We start from the raw sequence: 17,480 nt of genomic DNA, 5'->3' as shown, positions 1-17,480 counted from the left end.
CCCGTCACTGCTCGGCGATGTGAGGCCCGCCACCCGCCAGCGCCGTGACCAGTCGCCGGATCTGCGCGTGGGGGTCGGGGGCGCCCGGGTGACTCGTCATCAGCAGGTGATGGACCGTGCCGACGAGGGCGAGCGCGAGGGCCTCCGCGTCGAGCCGGCCGTCGACCCGCCCGAGGCGCTGTTCGGCCCGCAGGTACGTGGTCACCGCCTCCTGGACGGTGGTGAAGCCCGGGGCGCCCGCCGTCATCGCCTCGCGGAAGCGCCGCGCGGCGCCGGGGCGGGTGAGGGCCAGCCCGGCGACGGTCGGCCCCGTGGAGGTGAACAGCGCGGTGGCGACCCCGGTGAGGTTCGCGGCGACGGTGTCCTCGCCCGCCCGCGTGGGCAGCTTCTGCGCCAGAGCGGCCGTGCGGGCGAGCCGGTCGAGGACCAGCTCTGCGACGAACTCGTCGAGCCCGCCCGCGAAGTGCGCGTGCAGCAGCCCCTTCGAGCAGCCCGCCTCCTCGGTGACGGCCCGGCTGGTCAGGGCGCCGGGGCCGCCCTGGGCCACGACTCGTTCCGCCGCGGCGAAGAGGCGTTCGCGGGCGTCGGGGACGGCTACTCCACGGGGTGACATCCAGGGCCTTCCGGGTCTTCTGCGGTGTCGCGATGGACAGAATGGGCGAGCGCCCATACTGTTTGGGCGTACGCCCATTCTAACGGGAGGCAGCGCCGTGGAACACATCGTGAACACCGAGCAGGAGCAGGCCTGGAACGGGTACGAGGGCACCCACTGGGCCCGGAACCAGGACCGCTGGGACGCCGTCAACGAGGGCTTCAACGAGGCCCTCCTCACCGCGGCCGCCGTGGGCCGCGAGGACTCGGTCCTCGACATCGGCTGCGGCGCCGGTGCCACCACCAGGCTCGCCGCCCGCCGCGCGGCCGACGGGCACGCCACCGGCGTGGACCTGTCCCGGCCGATGCTGGAGCGCGCACGGGAGTCCGCACGCGCCGAACACCTCGGCAACGTGACCTTCGAGCACGGCGACGCCCAGGTCCACGCCCTGGCGGGCCGCGGCTTCGACGTGGCGATCAGCCGCTTCGGCGTGATGTTCTTCGCCGACCCGGTCGCCGCCTTCGCCAACATCGGCGGCGGCCTGCGCAGCGGCGGCCGTGCGGCGTTCCTCGTCGCCGGCGGGAACGGCAACGAGTGGATCCAGGCGCTGGCCGGCCTGCGGGACGTGCTTCCGATGGGTGGCTTCGGCGCCACCGGAGGGCCCGGCATGTTCTCCTTGGCCGATCCCGGCCGCGTCCGCGAGGTCCTGACGGGCGCCGGGTTCACCGGCGTCACGGTCGAGCCTGCCGAGGCGTACGGGAGGTGGGGGCGGGACGCCGAGGACGCCACCGCGTTCCTCATGGGCTCGGGACCCGGCCGCCATCTGCTGAGCCAGGTCGACGAGGCGACCGGCGAGCGGGCCCGGCGCCGGCTCACGGACATCCTGCGGCCGTACGAGAAGGACGGCGCCGTCCGGCTGCGCAGCACGGCGTGGCTGGTCACCGCCGTACGCCCGTAGGAGCCGCCCGGCCGGGATGGCAGGCTTGGGGCATGCGTTCGCTTCCGTACGTCACCGGCCTGGCGGCCGCCCTCGTGCTCGCCGTCGCCTGCCCCGTCGCCGCCGCCGACGGCGGGGCCGAAGGGTTCACGATCAAGGACCCGCGGATCACCGAGTCCAGCGGGCTCGCGGCGAGCCGGGCGCACCCCGGGATCTACTGGACGCACAACGACCAGGACCAGCCGCGGATCTTCGGCGTCGACTCGGAGACGGGCGAGACGGTGGCGACGATCACCCTGCGCGGCGTCGGCGAGCCGAGGGACATGGAGGCGATCTCCGTGGGCCCCGACGGCAACATCTACGTCGGCGACATCGGCGACAACCTCGACGGCGGCTGGGATCACGTCTGGATCTACCGCTTCCCCGAGCCGGAGCGGCTGCGCGACCAGACCGTCACCGCCACCCAGTTCGACGTGAAGTACGCGGACGGCCCCCGCAACGCCGAGGCGCTGATGGTGCATCCGAAGACCGGCCGCGTCTACATCGCCTCCAAGAACGAGGACGGCGGCGGCCTCTACGAAGGCCCGGCCACGCTCGACGCCAAGGCCACCAACGTCTTCCGGCGGATCGGCGAGGTGCCGTGGGTGACCGACGGCGCGTTCTCGCCGGACGGCACGGAGCTGGTACTCCGCTCCTACTTCAGCGCGCGTGGCTACGAGTGGAAGAACGGCCGCCTCGGGGCCGACCACCGGGTCCGCGCGCCGATCCAGGGCCAGTCGGAGTCGGTGACGTACACGACGGACGGCACGGCGCTGATGATCGGGACCGAGGGGGAGCAGAGCCCCGTCGAGCGGGTGGCGGTGGAGAAGGAACCGGGCTCCGGCGGCGGGGCGAAGAGCCCCGGCGGGCCGGCGGACGGCGGTAAGGCCGCGGGGAACGACGAGAAGGGCGACGTCACGACGTACGGCCTGCTCGTGCTCGGCGGCGGCGCGGTGCTGGTCCTCGCGCTGCGCCGGCGCCGGGGCCGGGGCTGAGGCGTCCGGCGGCGGGCCCGGCGCGGCCGGATCTCCTCCGGCCGGCCTGCCGCGGGTCAGGCGTCCTTCGCCCGTGCGCGGACCAGCGTCTCGAACCCCTCGACCAGGCGTTCCATGCCGAAGGCGAAGTGGTCGAAGTTCGAGGTGAAGGCGTCGTCCGACAGATGCGCCAGGGTCGGGTACTCGCCGCTGACCATGGCCTTCGAGAGGAACGGCTCCTGAGCGCGCCAGAACTCCTCCTCGCTCTGCCCCGTCTGCCTCGCCGCCTCCGCGGCATCGATCTCTATGCGCGCGATGCCGGTGACGAAGCTCTGCACCGCGATGATCACCGAGATCAGCTCCGGGTCCGTCAGCCGCATCCCCCGCAGCGCGAACAGTGACGCGTCCAGCCCCCGTACGGCGCTGGGGCCGAGGACCGTACGCGACTGGTTGACCCTCAGCAGCCAGGGGTGCGCCCGGAAGAGCTCGAGGTGCGCGCGGCCCATCGCGCGTACGGCGTCCTGCCAGGTGTCGGACTCCGGCTGGTGCGCGTCGTCCTCCAACGGCTCGCCCATGACGCGGTCGAGCATCAGGTCGAGCAGCTCGGCCTTGCCGGGGACGTAGCGGTAGAGGGACATCGTGCCGGTGCCCAGCTCGGTGGAGAGGCGGCGCATCGAGACGGCGGCAATGCCCTCCGCGTCGGCGATCCCGATCGCGGCGCCGACGATCCGGTCGAGGGTCAGGCCCGGCTTGGGGCCGCGTGAGGGTCGCTCGCCGGTGCCCCAGAGGAGTTCGAGGCTGCGCGAGACGTCTTTGCTGCCGCTCGTCTCAGTCGTCATGGGGTCAGCGTAATCGCCTGGACAGAAACTGAGTACGGTGTACTCTCATGTGGGTACACCGTACTCAGTTAACGCGTCGCGGAGGGGCTCAGTGGACGAATACGCCGTTTCGGCAGAAGGACTCGAGAAGCGGTACGGGGACAAACGGGCCCTCGACGGCTTCGATCTCGCCGTGCGCCAGGGCACCGTGCACGGCCTGCTCGGACCGAACGGCGCCGGGAAGACGACCGCCGTCCGGGCCCTCGCGACGCTCTTGCGGTTCGACGGGGGCCGGGCGCGGGTGGCCGGCGCCGACGTGCGGCGCGACCCGCGGCAGGTGCGCCGGCGCATCGGCCTCACCGGCCAGTACGCGGCCGTCGACGAGGTGCTGACGGGCCGGCAGAACCTGGAGATGTTCGGCCGCCTCTTCCACCTCGGCGGCAGGCGCGCGGCGTTGCGGGCCACCGAACTGCTGGCGCAGTTCGACCTGGTGGACGCCGGGGACAAGGGCGTCGGCACGTACAGCGGCGGTATGCGCCGCCGGCTCGACCTCGCCGCGTCGATGATCCTCGCACCCGATGTGCTGTTCCTCGACGAACCGACGACCGGACTCGACCCGCGGTCGCGCGGCGAGGTGTGGGACGCGGTGCGCCGGCTCGTCGCGGGCGGCACGACCGTCCTGCTCACCACCCAGTACCTCGAGGAGGCCGACCGGCTCGCCTCCCGTATCACCGTCATCGACCAGGGCCGGGCCATCGCCGACGACACCCCCGACGGGCTGAAGAACAGGGTCGGCGGCGACCGGATCGAGGTCGTCGCCCGCGAGGCGGCCGACCTCCCGGCGATCGCCAAGACCGTGGCCCGGGTCGCCGACACCGACCCGACGACGGACGAACCGGAACGCCGGGTCCACGCGCCGGTGACCGACCGGGTCGCGGCCCTCACCGAGGTCGCCCGCACCCTTCAGGACGAACGGATCCCCGTGGAGGACATCGGGCTGCGCAGGCCCAGCCTGGACGACGTGTTCCTGCGCCTGACCGGACACGGAACACAGACCGAGGAGGCGGCGTGAGTACGACGGACCTGGTGGACCTGAGCCTCGACGACAGGCACGGACGCGCCTACTGGGCGGTGGCCGACTGCTGGAACGTGGTCCGGCGCGGCCTGACCCACTACCGGCGCCAGCCGGTCCTCATCGCCTGGCAGCTCGGCTTCCCGATCATCTCCGTGCTGCTCTACGGCTATGTCTTCGGCGGCGCGATGAAGTCGCCCGACGGCGGCAGCGTCCGTGACTTCCTCATGCCGGGCATGTTCGCCATGACGATGGCCTTCGGCTTCATGAACACGGCGATGGCCGTGGTCACCGACGCGACGAAGGGCGTGATCGACCGCTTCCGGTCGATGCCCATGGCGCCCTCCGCCGTGGTCACCGGCCGGGGCGTCAACGACCTGATCGTCGCCTGTGCCGAGCTGACCATCCTCGCGGCGACCGCCTTCGCGATGGGCTGGCGCACGGACACCGGGCCGCTGAAGGCACTCGCGGCGTTCGCGCTGCTGCTGCTCCTGCGGTTCTGCCTGATCTGGGTGGGCATCCTGCTCGGCCTGCTCGTCCCCACCCCGGAGGCGGCCGGCGGCCTGTACGCGGTGGCCTTCCCGCTGACCATGATCTCGAGCGTCTTCGTACCGCCGTCGACGATGCCGGACTGGCTGGGCACGATCGCCGCCTGGAACCCGATCTCCTCCACGGCCGCGGCGGCCCGCGAGCTGTTCGGCAATCCGGTGGCGAGCGACGGCAGCTGGATCCAGGAACACTCGCTGCTCATGGCGGTGGTGTGGCCGGTCGTCGTCACGGCGGTCTTCGCGCCGCTCGCGGTCCGGCGCTTCCAGCGGCTCAGCCGCTGACGTCGCCGGACCGGCGGGGCGCCCCGGCCTTCAGCAGCTCGGCCACGTCGAGCTTGACCTCCCCGCCGATCGACTCGGGGAGGGTGACCTGCTGGCCGGGGGCGTGGACCTCGTGGCTGTCGTACTCGTCGGCCAAGGGGGTGGTCAGGACGTGGACGCGGGTGTGCTTGCGGTCGACGATCACGTAGACCGGGATCTTGGCGCGGGCGTATGCGACGACCTTGTTGCGGAGGTCGTTCTTGTAGTTGCTGGAGGTGACTTCGAGGACGAGTCGGAACGCAGCCGGGTCGTAGCAGTTGAACTCGATCAGATGGCGCAGTCGGGCTGAGGGCGCGGCGACGCCGGGACGGCGAAGGGCCCGGCGGTGTCCGCCGGGCCCTTCGCCGTTCGGTCCGCTGCTACAGCTTCTCGATCACAGCTTCTCGATCACGTAGTCGACGCACGCCGTCAGCGCCTCGACGTCCGCCGGGTCGATCGCCGGGAACATCGCCACACGCAGCTGGTTGCGGCCCAGCTTGCGGTACGGCTCGGTGTCGACGATGCCGTTCGCGCGCAGCGCCTTGGCGACCGCGGACGCGTCGATCTCGTCGGCGAAGTCGATCGTGCCGATGACCTGCGAGCGCTTCGCCGGGTCGACGACGAACGGGGTCGCGTACTTGGACGCCTCCGCCCAGCCGTACAGGGTGCGCGAGGAGGTCGCGGTGCGGCGGACCGACCAGTCGAGGCCGCCCTGGCCGTTGATCCACTTCAGCTGCTCGTTCAGCAGGAAGAGGGTGGCCAGCGCCGGGGTGTTGTACGTCTGGTTCTTCAGCGAGTTGTCGATCGCCGTCGGCAGCGAGAAGAACTCCGGGACGTGCCGGCCGGAGCCGTGCACGCGGGCCGCGCGCTCGAGGGCGGCGGGGGAGAAGACGCCGATCCACAGGCCGCCGTCGGAGGCGAAGGACTTCTGCGGGGCGAAGTAGTAGACGTCCGTCTGCGCGATGTCGACCGGCAGGCCGCCCGCGCCGGAGGTGGCGTCCACCAGGACCAGCGCGCCGTCGTCGGCGCCGGCGACCCGCCGGATCGGGGCGGCGACACCGGTGGAGGTCTCGTTGTGGGTGAAGGCGTAGACGTCGACGCCCTCCTCCGCCTGCGGCTCCGGGTGCGTGCCGGGGTCGGAGGAGATGACCGTCGGGTCCGCCAGCCACGGCGCCAGCTTGGCGGCCTTGGCGAACTTCGAGGAGAACTCGCCGAACGACAGGTGCTGGGACTTGTTCTCGATCAGGCCGTGGGTCGCGATGTCCCAGAAGGCGGTGGACCCGCCGTTGCCGAGGATCACCTCGTATCCCTCGGGGAGGGAGAACAGCTCGCGCACACCGTCACGGACCTCGCCGACCAGGTTCTTGACCGGGGCCTGGCGGTGGGACGTGCCGAGGAGGGAGGTGCCGGTGGCGGCCAGCGCGTCCAGCGCCTCCGTACGCACCTTGGAGGGGCCCGCGCCGAAACGGCCGTCGGCGGGCTTGATGTCAGCGGGAATCTGGATATCAGCCACGTTCGGAGCGTATACCGCTCCGGCCGCACGGCGGGGACACGGTCCGGCGGCTGAGACGGTGCGAGCGCGTCCGCCCGCCGGGTCAGACACCGCGGCCGCTGCCGAGTGCGCGCAGATGTTCCACCAGGGCGATCAGCACGAACTTGCTGGACGAGTGGTCCCTGGCGTCGAACTCGACCAGCGGCACGCCGGCCGGGAGGGCGAGCGCGGCACGGATCTCCTCCTCCGAACGGAAGGGGCCGCCGAAGTCGTTGACGGCGATGATGAACGGCGTGCCGTGGTGCGTCAGGCGGTCGATCGCGTACCAGGCGTCGGTCAGCGCCCGGGTGTCGACGAGGACGACGGCGCCGGTGGTACCGCGGAGCAGGCGGTCCCAGAGGAAGCGGAAACGTTCCTGTCCGGGGGTGCCGAACAGATAGAGGACCCTCTGCTCGTCGATCGTGATGCGGCCGAAGTCCAGCGCGACCGTCGTCGCCGTCTTGGCCGGGACCCGGACGCCGGCGTCGTTCACCGGGGTGGCGGCGCTCATCGCCGCCTCCGTGTGCAGCGGACGGATCTCGCTGACCGAACGCACCATCGTCGACCGGCCGACGCCGAAGCCGCCGACCACCGCGATCTTGAGCGCGCGGGAGCCCGCGCCGTCGCCCACGGGGGCGTCCGCGCCCGCGAGCGCGCTTCCGGGGGTCGCCCGGGTCGTGGCGCGGGTCATCGTTTCTCGGAGGTGCCGGTCATCGAGTGGTGCCTTCCGGGGTGACGGGGGGCGCAACTGGAGCCGCTGCTTCCTGGCGAAGTCGTCGTCACTATAGGAGGGTTGACGATCAGTTGGGGAAGGTCGTGGCGCTTCCCACTTCACGGAGGGCGCACAACGTGTGCAAGTGACACGTTTCCTGCCGGTGCGTCGGCGGCCGGAGGGGTCATCCTGGAGCGCATGGCTGAACACACCAGGGATACGGCCGAACTGGCCCGCGCGCTCAAGGCCGTCGTCGTCGGCGACGTGGACTTCTCGGCCGCCGCCCGGGCCCTGACGACCATGGACGCCTCGAACTACCGGCGCGTCCCGGTCGGCGTCGTCGCCCCCCGCGACGCCGACGACGTGGCCGCGGTGCTCGAGGTGTGCCGGCACCACGGCGTCCCCGTCGTGCCCCGCGGCGGCGGCACCTCCATCGCCGGACAGGCCACCGGCACCGGTGTCGTCCTGGACTTCACCCGCCACATGAACAAGATCCTGGCCGTCGACCCGCAGGAGCGGACCGCCCGGGTGCAGCCCGGAGTCGTACAGGCCCGGCTTCAGGACGCCGTACGGGGGCACGGCCTGCTCTTCGGCCCTGATCCGTCGACGCACAGCCGCTGCACGCTCGGCGGGATGATCGGCAACAACGCGTGCGGATCGCACTCCGTCGCCTGGGGGACCACCGCCGACAACGTCCACGCGCTGTCCGTCCTCACCTACGCCGGCAACCGCCACCGGCTGGCCCGGGGCGGCCCGCCGGACGACGCCCCGCCCGGCCTGACCGACCTCGTCGACCGCAACCTCGCCCTGCTGCGCACCGGCTTCCCCGACGGTATGCCGCGGCGCATCTCCGGCTACGCGCTCGACGCCCTGCTGCCGGAGAAGGGCACCGACCTCGCCCGCGCGTTCTGCGGCAGCGAAGGGACCCTCGCCGTCCTCACGGAGGCGACCGTGCGGCTCGTGGCCGCCCCCGCCGCCCGGGCGCTGGCCGTCCTCGGCTACCAGGACGAGAGCGCGGCCGCGGAGGCCGCCGCCGGCCTCCTGCCCCACGGCCCGCTGACCGTCGAAGGCATGGCGGAGGACCTGGTGCCCGCCGGCCACGGCCTGCCGCGCGGCGGGGCATGGCTGTTCGTCGAGACGGGCGGCGACAGCGCCGCGCAGGCGCGGGACCGGGCGGTGCGGATCATGCGGGCCGCCGACGCCCTCGACGGCACCGTCGTCGACGACCCGGCCGCCGTCCGCGCCCTGTGGCGGCTGCGGGAGGACGCGTCGGGCACCGCGACCCGGCGGGCCGACGGCGGCGAGGCGTGGCCCGGCTGGGAGGACTGCGCCGTGCCGCCCGCCCGCCTCGGCGCCTATCTGCGCGACTTCCGCGCCCTGCTGGCCGAACACGGCCTGCGCGGCACCCCCTACGGGCACTTCGGCGACGGCTGCGTCCACGTCCGCATCGACTTCGACCTGCTGACCAAGGAGGGCGTCCGCCGCTTCCGCGCGTTCTCCGAACAGGTCGCCTCCCTCGTCGTCGCCCACGGCGGCTCCCTGTCGGGCGAACACGGCGACGGCCAGGCACGCGCCGAACTGCTGCCCAAGATGTACGGGGACGAACTGGTCGGCCTCTTCGGCCGGTTCAAGGACCTGTGGGACCCGGCCGGCGGCATGAACCCGGGCATGCTCGTACGTCCCGCGCCGCTGGACGCGAACCTGCGTTTCGCCGTGCTCCCCGCCCGGCCCGTCGACGTCGCCTTCGGCTACCCGAACGACGGCGGCGACTTCGCGGGCGCGGTGCGCCGCTGCGTCGGCGTCGCCAAGTGCCGCACCGAGGACGCCGCTGCGGGCGGCGGCCTGATGTGCCCCTCGTACCGGGCGACCGGTGAGGAGCGGCACTCCACCCGGGGCCGGGCGCGGCTGCTGCACGAGATGCTCGCCGGGGAGATCGTCACCGACGGCTGGCGCTCGTCCGAGGTACGCGACGCGCTCGACCTGTGCCTGTCCTGCAAGGGCTGCCGGAGCGACTGCCCGGTCGGCGTCGACATGGCCACCTACAAGGCGGAGTTCCTGCACCACCACTACGCGGGCCGCCGACGCCCCGCCGCCCACTACGCCATGGGCCGTCTCCCGCGGTGGCTGCGGGCCGCCGCACCGCTCGCGCCGATGCTCAACGCCGCGGCCCGGGTGCGGCCGCTGGCCGCGCTCGCCAAACGGCTCGCCGGCATCGCGCCGGAACGGGACCTGCCGCGCCTGGCGCGCGTGACGCTGCGCCGCCGGCTGCGCGGGCGGCGGCCCACCGGCCGGACCACGGCCGTGCTGTGGCCGGACACCTTCACCGACCACCTCTCGCCGCATGTCGGAGAGGCGGCCTGGCGGGTCATGGAGGCGGCGGGCATCGGGATCACGCTGCCGGCCGGCCGGGTCTGCTGCGGACTCACCTATGTCTCGACCGGCCAGCTCGACCTGGCACGCACGGTCATGCGGCGCACGCTCGACGTCGTCGAGCCGCTGCTCGTACGCGGCCTGCCCGTCGTCGTGCTCGAGCCGAGCTGTGCCGCTGCGCTGCGGACCGACCTGCCCGAGCTGCTCGGCGACGACCCGAGGTCGGCCGGGCTCGCGGCGTCGGTGCGGACCTTCGCACAGGCCCTGGAGGAGTGCGCCCCCGGATGGGAACCGCCGCGGATCGGCCGCCCGGTGGCGGGCCAGACCCACTGCCACCAGCACGCGGTGCTCGGCGACGCGGCGGAGCGCCGCCTGCGGGAACGGGCGGGCCTCCAGGGCGCCTTGAGCGGGGGCTGCTGCGGCCTCGCGGGCAACTTCGGGTTCGAGAAGGGGCATTACGACGTGTCGGTGGCGTGTGCGGAGGAGCAGCTCCTGCCCGCCGTGCGCTCGGCCGCGACGGGCACCGAACTGCTGGCCGACGGCTTCTCCTGCCGCACCCAGCTCGAGCAGCTCGCGGGCCGCCGGGCCCGGCACCTGGCGGAGGTCCTGGCGGAGGGTCTGGAAACGAGCTGACGACAGCGCCCGCCCAGGAGCCGTGTCCCCGCCCGCTGATCCGCCTGTCGTCACCGGGTCGTCCCGGGAGCCCCCGGCTCAGACTTGAGGCGGTCGGGAAAAGGCCACGGCGGCCGGGAGCGTATACCCCAGCTCGGTCAACCGAGCTGCGACTTCGGCCGGTAGTTTCCTTGTCGCAGCAGCCACTCGAACGATGTGTGCCAGACCGACCGGTTCGTCAGCCTTGATCCATTCCTTTCCGGAGGAGGGCACCTCCAGAATGGTGACGTCGTCCGGGTCCGGGACCGACGGCACAGGCGTGGAGTCGGGCACCGTGAATCCCAGCTCGGCCAACCGTGCGACCACGTAGTCGGCAGACCGCCCGGTGATCTCCGCGGCGCAGAGGATATGGCCCAGCTGAACAGGATGCTCCGGTGCCAGCCAGGGCGAAGCGCGATCGAGATCGCGACTGAGCAGGAGTACGTCGTCCCGTTCGACCTTCAGCGGTGTGGCGATGCTTCCGGGCTCGCAGATGCCGTACGCCTCCCACCGTTCGACGATCTCTTCCGGTGCTCTTCGGGTCCGGGCCGCCACCACGATGACATCCCGGACATCGAGCCCTTGCCCGGGGCTCAGCCACGGCGGTTCCTCGTCACCGTGCTTGCTCAGGATCCCCAAGTCGTCGACGGCCGAATGCATGTGCTGCTGGATCTCCGTAGCGTCATAGGTGCTGAACCCGAGCCTCTTCAGGCGTCCGACCACTTCCTGCGGGCGCATGGAGAGCTGGGCGCAGGCCGTGATCACATGCCCCAACGGCACGGGGACGTCAGCGTCCAACCAGGGCAGCATTCCGTCGAGGTCGGTACTCACGAGCCGCAGATCAGTGCGGTCGGGGGCTTCGACCGGTACAGCTGTGGACGGGAGCCGGTACCCCAGCTCACCGAGTGGCTTGAGCAGGTCCTCCGGAGGGAGGCGGAGGGTGTGCGCGATGAGAAGCAACTGGGCCATCGGCACGACCTGATCGACGTTCTCCAGATGGTGCTCGAGGTCGCCGCCGGGGAGCTGGTCGGGAACGACGAACCAGTCGGGCAGCTTCAGTCCGAAGGACGCGAGGCGGGCGGCCACTTCCGCCGGCCGGTCCCCCGACGTCCTGGCCGCGCTCAGCAGCAGAGTCGGAGGGACGGGACCGGATGTCTTGAACGACCTGTCCGTCAAGCCCTCTTGCGAGAGCAGTTGCAAATCATCCGTCGTCACCGTCTCCGGAACGACGATGCCTTCGGGCAGCGGGTAGCCCAGCGCGGAGAGACGCCGGACCGCCTCCGCCGGGGGCAGCCCGTACCGCAGCTTCGCGCGCACCACACTGCGGAGGACCGACGCGTCGTTGTTGTTGATCACATTGTTGACGTAGCCAAGACCACTACCGTGCGAGAGGCTGAGCGTCCCGCGCTGCACGAGGGCGAGGTCGAGGGGGCGGGCCACGGGCACCGTCTCCGGTGCTGTGACGTGGACTCCCGGGTATGCGCCGGCCTTCGCCCAGGACAGGACCCGCCATTCGACGAGACGCGCCGGCGCGGGGTTCGCAGGCACGGGCCAGTCGGCGGAAGCGTATGCGTCAAAAATCGTGGTGTCGGCGGCGAAGCAGCCGACGGCCTCCACCGTGCCCTCGTACTTGTGCACGCCCCAGGGCCGGTGACCCCGCGCGCCGGCCTCGGCCAGCACGACTTCCGCGAGCTTGTAGTCGTGGTCCAGTGCCAGCTGGGTCAGCCACTCCGGCGTGAGCACGGCGTCGCCGCTGTCGAGCAGTGAGGGGATCTCGGCCCGCAGCAGCTCCTGCACATGGGACCTGTCCAGGCTGAGGCAGCGCTTACGGTCCACGGTCAGCTGGGGGGCGTTCTTCCCGGTGAGGTTGACGACGGCTCCGAAGAGCGACCGGCCGGACCACAAGCCGTCGGCCAGCACGGCACCCTCGGTGCTGCACCACCACACCGTCCTCCGGGTGGTCGCCACGACCTTGGCGGTGGCGCTCCGCTCGGCCGCGGCCGAGTAGACCTCCTCCGCGCCGAGCGGAGCCACCTCGGAGAGCACACCGGGGCACCAGGTGAGCGGCTTCTCGTCCGGACCCGTCGAGACGTCTCGGGCGACAACGCGGTAGTCCGAGATCCACAGCAGCCGTCGCAGGAGATCCTTCGCGACAGGGGCCGTGTCGCTGTCACGCAGGTAGAGGCGGACCGTCGTGCCCGCCGAGTGGCCACGGCCGAGGTCCTGGATCCGGAACAGCGCACCCGGGCCGGCGATGTCCACCCGCAGGCGCTGCCCGGGGTGCCCCTCGTGGTCGAGCCGGCAGGTGGTCACCTGGATGTCGTCCGCGATCATGAAGTAGCTCAGGACGCCGATGCCGAAGCGGCTGTTGGGATACAGCTCGATGTTCTCGGTCCGCCATCGGGCCACTTCGTCGCGGTACTCCGGCAGATCGGCGAAGCGCATGCCGGCGTGGGAGAACACCTCGCGCAGCTCCCGCTCGCCCATCCCGATGCCGTTGTCCTCGCATTCGATGTACGGCCGGCCGCCTGCCTCGCCCTGGGTGAAGACGATCGAGCCGTCCCACTCGGCCGCGAAGCCGGGGTTCTTGGCACGCAGGTACTTCCAACGCGCCTCGCGGTACCGGCAGGCGTCAAGGGCGTTCTGGTACAACTCCCGTACCGCCAGGGCGGGGTCGCCGTACAGCTCCTCACCCATGAGCATTTCCTGGATCCGGTCGTCCGCCAGCCGGAAACGCAGATCGGTCGTCTCGTACACCCGCTTGCCCTCCGGGGTGAGGGCGGGTTGCACCTGGTCGGCCGTGGCGTGGGCGGGCAGGTCCTTGAGCGCCGCGAGCTGCGGCTCCGTCTCCGCCAGAACGTCGATGGCGCCCAGCACCCCGTCCAGCACGACCGCCTGCTGCCGCAGAGCCAGCCCCACAGCGGGGTGACCGCATACCGCGTGCAGCACGCGAGTGCGCCCGTGCCGGTCCCAGCGGGCCTTCTCCAGAGTGACGAGCAGATCCGGCAGCGTCACGGAATAGCTGATGCCGACGTGGTCGACGACGACGTCCCCCAGCGTGAGCGGGTCGATCGCGGACCTGTGTGCCACGGTCAGCAGGGCGAAAACGAGCTGATCCCGAACGGTTTGCTCGAAGTCGGACGAACCGGCGACCTGGCGCACCCGGCGGTCCGCGGCGAGATCGGGGGTGGACTGCAGAGCTCTCAACAGGGTCCGCAGGCCCTCATGGTCGAACACCTCGGTGATCAGCCGGCCTTCTGCCGTCCCCGTGCTGTCCAGAAGTCCGGCGACGGGCACGAGCAGGTCCCGCAGCCCATCGTCCTGAGGTTCCAAGGGCTGCCGCATCAGCCAGTGGTGGAACAGCCACCACCCGATTCCGGCGGCCCCTTCCGCGTCGCCCGAGGCGGCCGCTCGTCCGGCTCTGCGCACCATCCGGGCGTGCCCCATGAAGAACTGCTCGTAGCTCTTGCGCGCCGGGCTCGGCTCGGCCTTGCGTACGAGGTCCGCCGGATCGGCCTCGAACGCCCGGACCGCGGCCCGGCTACGGCGGGCGGCGTACAGGAAGGGCGTCGTCACCAAGAGCGAGGCCTCTGCCGGTGACAGCGCCAGCTTCTGCGGATTCAGAACCTTCGACAGCAGCCAGCGGACCCGCTCGGTCATGCGCTCTGCCAGTCCGAGCGGTGACCACGGGTCGTTCTCCAGGATCTTGGCGTCTGCCGCGGCGTGCGCGTAGAGGCGGTCCACCAGCTTCATGGTGGCTTCCTTGAGGACATCGGCGCCCGGGCCGTCCTCGACCTGCGTCCATGCCGGATGGTCCTTGACCAGCCCGGTCCAGGGGGACTCGCCCGGGTCCAGCGGCACGCCGCGATCGGGGCGTGCGAAGAGGACGAAGTCGTCGATGTTCGACTCGCTGCGCACCCGGACCTGCTGCCGTTGACACTCGTGCTCCGAGGTCAGCTGATCGAGCACCGTCTGCAGGCGCTCCTGGAGCTCGCCCAGCGTGCTCGGGCCTGACTCGTCCGCCACCAGCGTGCTCAGAGCCCGGGAGAAGAGACTGAAGGTGCTGTGGCCGGCGGTGGCGTAGCGCGCGAACTCGCCCTTGGAGCAGGCGTAGACATGGCAGTAGTGCCGGTCGCCGACGCGGCGGACGCGGACGTCCGACCACCGCATCACATTGCTGACCGACTTCTCCCGCACATCGATGCCCTCGCGGCAGGCGTCGACGAAGACGGCGACATCGCCGGCCCGGCTGCGCTCGGCGTACTGGCCGAAGTCGATGGGGACGCACTTGCCGGGGAAGTCGTGCACACGGGTCAGCGCACCGCGCGGCACCAAATAGTCCATGTCCTGGTGGTGGATGCCGTGGCCGCTGACGAACAGCAGCAGCGTCTCCTCCGGCTTCGCCTCCTGGAAGAAGATCTCGACGGCGGACTCGATCTCGTCCCGGCCCGTCTGCGTGAGGTCGTGGACCTCGGCCTCGTAACCGACGCCGCGCAGCGCGCCGGCCAGTTCCGACAGGTCGTCCTCGATGAACGGCAGGTCCTTGATCCGTTCGTCCTTGTAGGACGGAACGCCGATCAGCAAAGCGCGGAACAGTGCCTCTGGCATGGGGCGGGCCGTCCGTCACTCACCGAAGGTGAGAGTGATGGCACCCTTGGCCGCGATTTGGGCAGAGGTGCCGACCAGGGCGATTCCGCCGCTCGCGGTGATCTCGAAGGAGACCTGGGCCTGGCGCAGGGCCATGCCACCGTCGGGCACGGTGATCGAGCCCAGCACCTGCTGGAGTCCGTCGACGGTCCGCTGGAGGTTGTCGCGGAGCACCGATACGGGGATGTTCCGCACCGAGTGGTCACGGTCCTCGTCGGAGCCACGGCGGCCGAAGAGGCCCTTGTCGCCGGTAGGTCCCGTTCCGTGATCGGTGTCCACGTCCTCGATGGACACGATGAACGGAAGCGTCTCCAGCGAGCCCCCCGTGGCTTCGGCGCTCGCCTGACCGTTCTCGAACATGATGCCCCCCGGGATCGTCGCTGGTGAGGGTCACTCTAGAGGCAAATGGGCGGTGCGGTGGGCAAGTTGGGGCGGCCCGGCGGTCGACCGCGTCCGGAGCGGCGGGCCGGGGCGTGGGGCGAGGAAAGACATCCGGCAGGATGGGCGGCCGGCCAGGAAGGAGCGGATGCCATGCGGAAGAGCGTCGGGCGGACCGGCGTCGTGGGTCTGCTGGCACGGTCCTGTGCTGCCCTGCTCCTGGCCGCCCTGGTGGGCCAGTTGCTGGTGTCCGCGATCGCGGTGGACCCGGTCGACCCGGCGGACAAGGGCCTCGGGTCGTTCCTCGTCTCGGTGCTGCGGGGCGGAACGGCCGGGGCGTTCGGCGCCGCGATGTGCGTCGCGGCCGTCCTGCTGCTGGTGATGGCCGTACGGGGGGCCAGGGCGGCCGTGAGGCACATGGCGGGCCGCCGGCGGCAGGGGCCCGCGGCCGGGCCGGGCGGCTCAGTCGAGCTGCGCGGGGGAGACCTCGACGACATGGGGCGGCTCCTGGGTGAAGTCGCTGTACCGCACCCACGTCGGGCGGACCCGGACATGCGTGATCCCCGGCCAGGAGAGCCGGTCCCGGCCGTCCGGGTACACACGGAAGTAGCACTCCTGGAGGCGGGTCAGCTCGGCGCCGGCGGGGAAGTCCGCGAGCCCTTCGATCTGCACGGTGACCGCGTCGTCCCAGCCGATCACCAGGGCGATACGGGGGTCGGCCCGCAGGTTGAGGCTCTTCCGGGTCGTCTCGACGGTGTCGAACACGATCTCGAGGTCGTCGCTGACGGCGAATCCGACGACCGCCGCCTGAGGTGATCCGTCCGGTGCGGCCGAGGCCTGGACCGCGAGCCTGTTCCTGCGGAGGAACCACACCAGCTCGTCGCGCTTCATACGACCTGCCTATCACGGGCCGCCGCGGGCGGCTCGCGCTCCGTTCCCGGAAGGCCGGCACGCCGGTCCGTCCCGCGCCGGGCGGTGCGCGTCAGCGCCGCCGGGCCACCGCTCTGGCCAGCGCGACCAGTTGACGCACGGCGGGGTGGGGCGAGGCGCTGCGCCAGGCGAGGAGGACGGGCACCCGAGGGGCGTCCGACAACGGCAGGTACGTCACACCGCCGTGCGCGTGCATCTGGGCGGTGGACGCGGCCGAAGCGCCCACGCCGCGGCCCGCGGCGATCGCGGTGAGCCAGTCGTCCGTGTTGGCGACCGTGATCGTCGCCGTGGGCCGGATCTCCGGCGGCCACAGGTCCAGGGTGGTCAGGCCGGACACCGTGTTCAGCACGACCGGGCCGGCCGCCAGGTCGGCCAGGGTCAGCGAGGCCCGCGCCGCGCGGGGGTCGTCCGACGGCACGGCGGCCACCCGGGACTCCGTGAACAGCAGCTCGGTGGCCAGAGCGGGGGTGTCCACCGGACCGCGCAGTACGGCGGCGTCGACCTCGCCGCGTACGAGCCCCGCAGTGCGGTCGTCGACCCGCAGCAGTTCGAGGGGGATGTCCGGGTGCTCGCGCTGCCACCGTCGCAGCAGCGGGGTCGTGTACGGCCCGAGGGCCGACCAGGCGTGCCCCAGACGCAGGGGCCGGTGCGGGAGCCGCCCGGTGTCGAGCGCGTCGTCGAAGGCGGCGACGGCCACGGCCGCCTTGTCGCGGAAGGCACGGCCCGCCTCAGTCAGGGCGAGGTGGTGGGTGGAACGGTCGACCAGCCGGACGCCCACATGCTGCTCGAGCGAGGCGAGGGCGCGGGAGACGCTGGGCTGGCTGAGACCGAGCCGGGCCGCGGCCCTGGTCACGCTCGACTCTTCGGCGACGGCCAGGAAGCAGCGGAGATGGCGCAGCTCGATGCTCATACGCGGGGAGCATAACCGCAGCGAGAAACGCATTTCACGCGCGACGCACGGATCCGTAGCGTGGGCAGGAC

13 protein-coding genes and 1 pseudogene are annotated in these 17,480 nt (G+C 71.8%); 5 read left to right on the top strand and 9 right to left on the bottom strand.

Annotated elements, in window-relative coordinates; translation table 11 throughout:
* Positions 1-4: 4 nt before the first annotated feature.
* On the bottom strand, positions 5-613 hold the full coding sequence (locus AB0K36_RS29975) for a TetR family transcriptional regulator (RefSeq protein WP_364600288.1): 609 nt from the start codon (positions 611-613) through the stop codon (positions 5-7).
* A 97-nt stretch (positions 614-710) separates the two neighbouring features.
* On the opposite strand from AB0K36_RS29975, the gene AB0K36_RS29970 reads away from it, so the two are divergent.
* On the top strand, positions 711-1,550 hold the full coding sequence (locus AB0K36_RS29970) for a class I SAM-dependent methyltransferase (RefSeq protein ID WP_364600286.1): 840 nt from the start codon (positions 711-713) through the stop codon (positions 1,548-1,550).
* A 32-nt stretch (positions 1,551-1,582) separates the two neighbouring features.
* Positions 1,583-2,563, top strand: coding sequence for a YncE family protein (locus AB0K36_RS29965; RefSeq protein WP_364600284.1), 981 nt, complete (start codon positions 1,583-1,585; stop codon positions 2,561-2,563).
* Between the two features lie 56 nt (positions 2,564-2,619).
* On the opposite strand, the gene AB0K36_RS29960 is transcribed toward AB0K36_RS29965, so the two are convergent.
* Positions 2,620-3,381: a TetR/AcrR family transcriptional regulator gene (locus AB0K36_RS29960; protein ID WP_364600282.1), complete on the bottom strand. Its 762-nt coding sequence runs from the start codon at positions 3,379-3,381 to the stop codon at positions 2,620-2,622.
* A gap of 91 nt (positions 3,382-3,472) precedes the next feature.
* Between AB0K36_RS29960 and AB0K36_RS29955 the strand changes: the two genes are divergently transcribed.
* Both AB0K36_RS29955 and AB0K36_RS29950 read left to right on the top strand, forming a co-directional pair.
* A complete protein-coding gene (locus AB0K36_RS29955; RefSeq protein ID WP_364600281.1) occupies positions 3,473-4,432 on the top strand; it encodes an ATP-binding cassette domain-containing protein in 960 nt (319 codons plus the stop codon).
* Positions 4,429-5,262: an ABC transporter permease gene (locus AB0K36_RS29950; RefSeq protein WP_364600279.1), complete on the top strand. Its 834-nt coding sequence runs from the start codon at positions 4,429-4,431 to the stop codon at positions 5,260-5,262. Before AB0K36_RS29955 ends, AB0K36_RS29950 begins: the two co-directional genes overlap by 4 nt.
* Here AB0K36_RS29950 and AB0K36_RS29945 read toward each other — a convergent pair.
* From AB0K36_RS29945 to AB0K36_RS29935, 3 genes and pseudogenes are all read right to left on the bottom strand, one after another.
* Positions 5,252-5,575, bottom strand: a pseudogene (locus AB0K36_RS29945) (Uma2 family endonuclease); the annotation flags it as partial. The gene AB0K36_RS29950 and the pseudogene AB0K36_RS29945 sit on opposite strands and share 11 nt — an antisense overlap.
* A gap of 99 nt (positions 5,576-5,674) precedes the next feature.
* Positions 5,675-6,793, bottom strand: coding sequence for a phosphoserine transaminase (gene serC / locus AB0K36_RS29940; protein ID WP_364600277.1), 1,119 nt, complete (start codon positions 6,791-6,793; stop codon positions 5,675-5,677).
* 82 nt (positions 6,794-6,875) lie between these two features.
* The gene (locus AB0K36_RS29935) at positions 6,876-7,502 is read right to left on the bottom strand and encodes a GTP-binding protein (RefSeq protein WP_364600275.1); all 627 of its coding nucleotides are present in this window, start codon (positions 7,500-7,502) and stop codon (positions 6,876-6,878) included.
* Between the two features lie 219 nt (positions 7,503-7,721).
* Here AB0K36_RS29935 and AB0K36_RS29930 point away from each other — a divergent pair, with 219 nt between their 5' ends.
* Complete coding sequence (locus AB0K36_RS29930; protein WP_364600273.1) at positions 7,722-10,526, top strand: FAD-binding and (Fe-S)-binding domain-containing protein; 2,805 nt, start codon at positions 7,722-7,724, stop codon at positions 10,524-10,526.
* Between the two features lie 78 nt (positions 10,527-10,604).
* Here AB0K36_RS29930 and AB0K36_RS29925 read toward each other — a convergent pair whose 3' ends face one another.
* The 4 genes from AB0K36_RS29925 to AB0K36_RS29910 form a co-directional block, all read right to left on the bottom strand.
* Positions 10,605-15,152 carry a wHTH domain-containing protein gene (locus AB0K36_RS29925; RefSeq protein WP_364600271.1) on the bottom strand — a complete coding sequence of 1,516 codons (4,548 nt, stop codon included), beginning with the start codon at positions 15,150-15,152 and terminating at the stop codon, positions 10,605-10,607.
* A 15-nt stretch (positions 15,153-15,167) separates the two neighbouring features.
* Positions 15,168-15,551, bottom strand: a complete 384-nt coding sequence (locus AB0K36_RS29920) for a Pepco domain-containing protein (protein ID WP_364600269.1) — start codon at positions 15,549-15,551, stop codon at positions 15,168-15,170.
* A gap of 480 nt (positions 15,552-16,031) precedes the next feature.
* On the bottom strand, positions 16,032-16,460 hold the full coding sequence (locus tag AB0K36_RS29915) for a pyridoxamine 5'-phosphate oxidase family protein (protein ID WP_364600267.1): 429 nt from the start codon (positions 16,458-16,460) through the stop codon (positions 16,032-16,034).
* A gap of 91 nt (positions 16,461-16,551) precedes the next feature.
* Positions 16,552-17,409: a LysR family transcriptional regulator gene (locus AB0K36_RS29910; protein WP_364600265.1), complete on the bottom strand. Its 858-nt coding sequence runs from the start codon at positions 17,407-17,409 to the stop codon at positions 16,552-16,554.
* Positions 17,410-17,480 lie beyond the last annotated feature (71 nt).

The sequence above is a fragment of the Streptomyces kurssanovii genome (assembly GCF_040677245.1).
GTDB lineage: Bacteria > Actinomycetota > Actinomycetes > Streptomycetales > Streptomycetaceae > Streptomyces > Streptomyces kurssanovii.
Note: the sequence above shows the minus strand (reverse complement) of the source record. Positions and strands in the feature narration are given on the sequence as shown.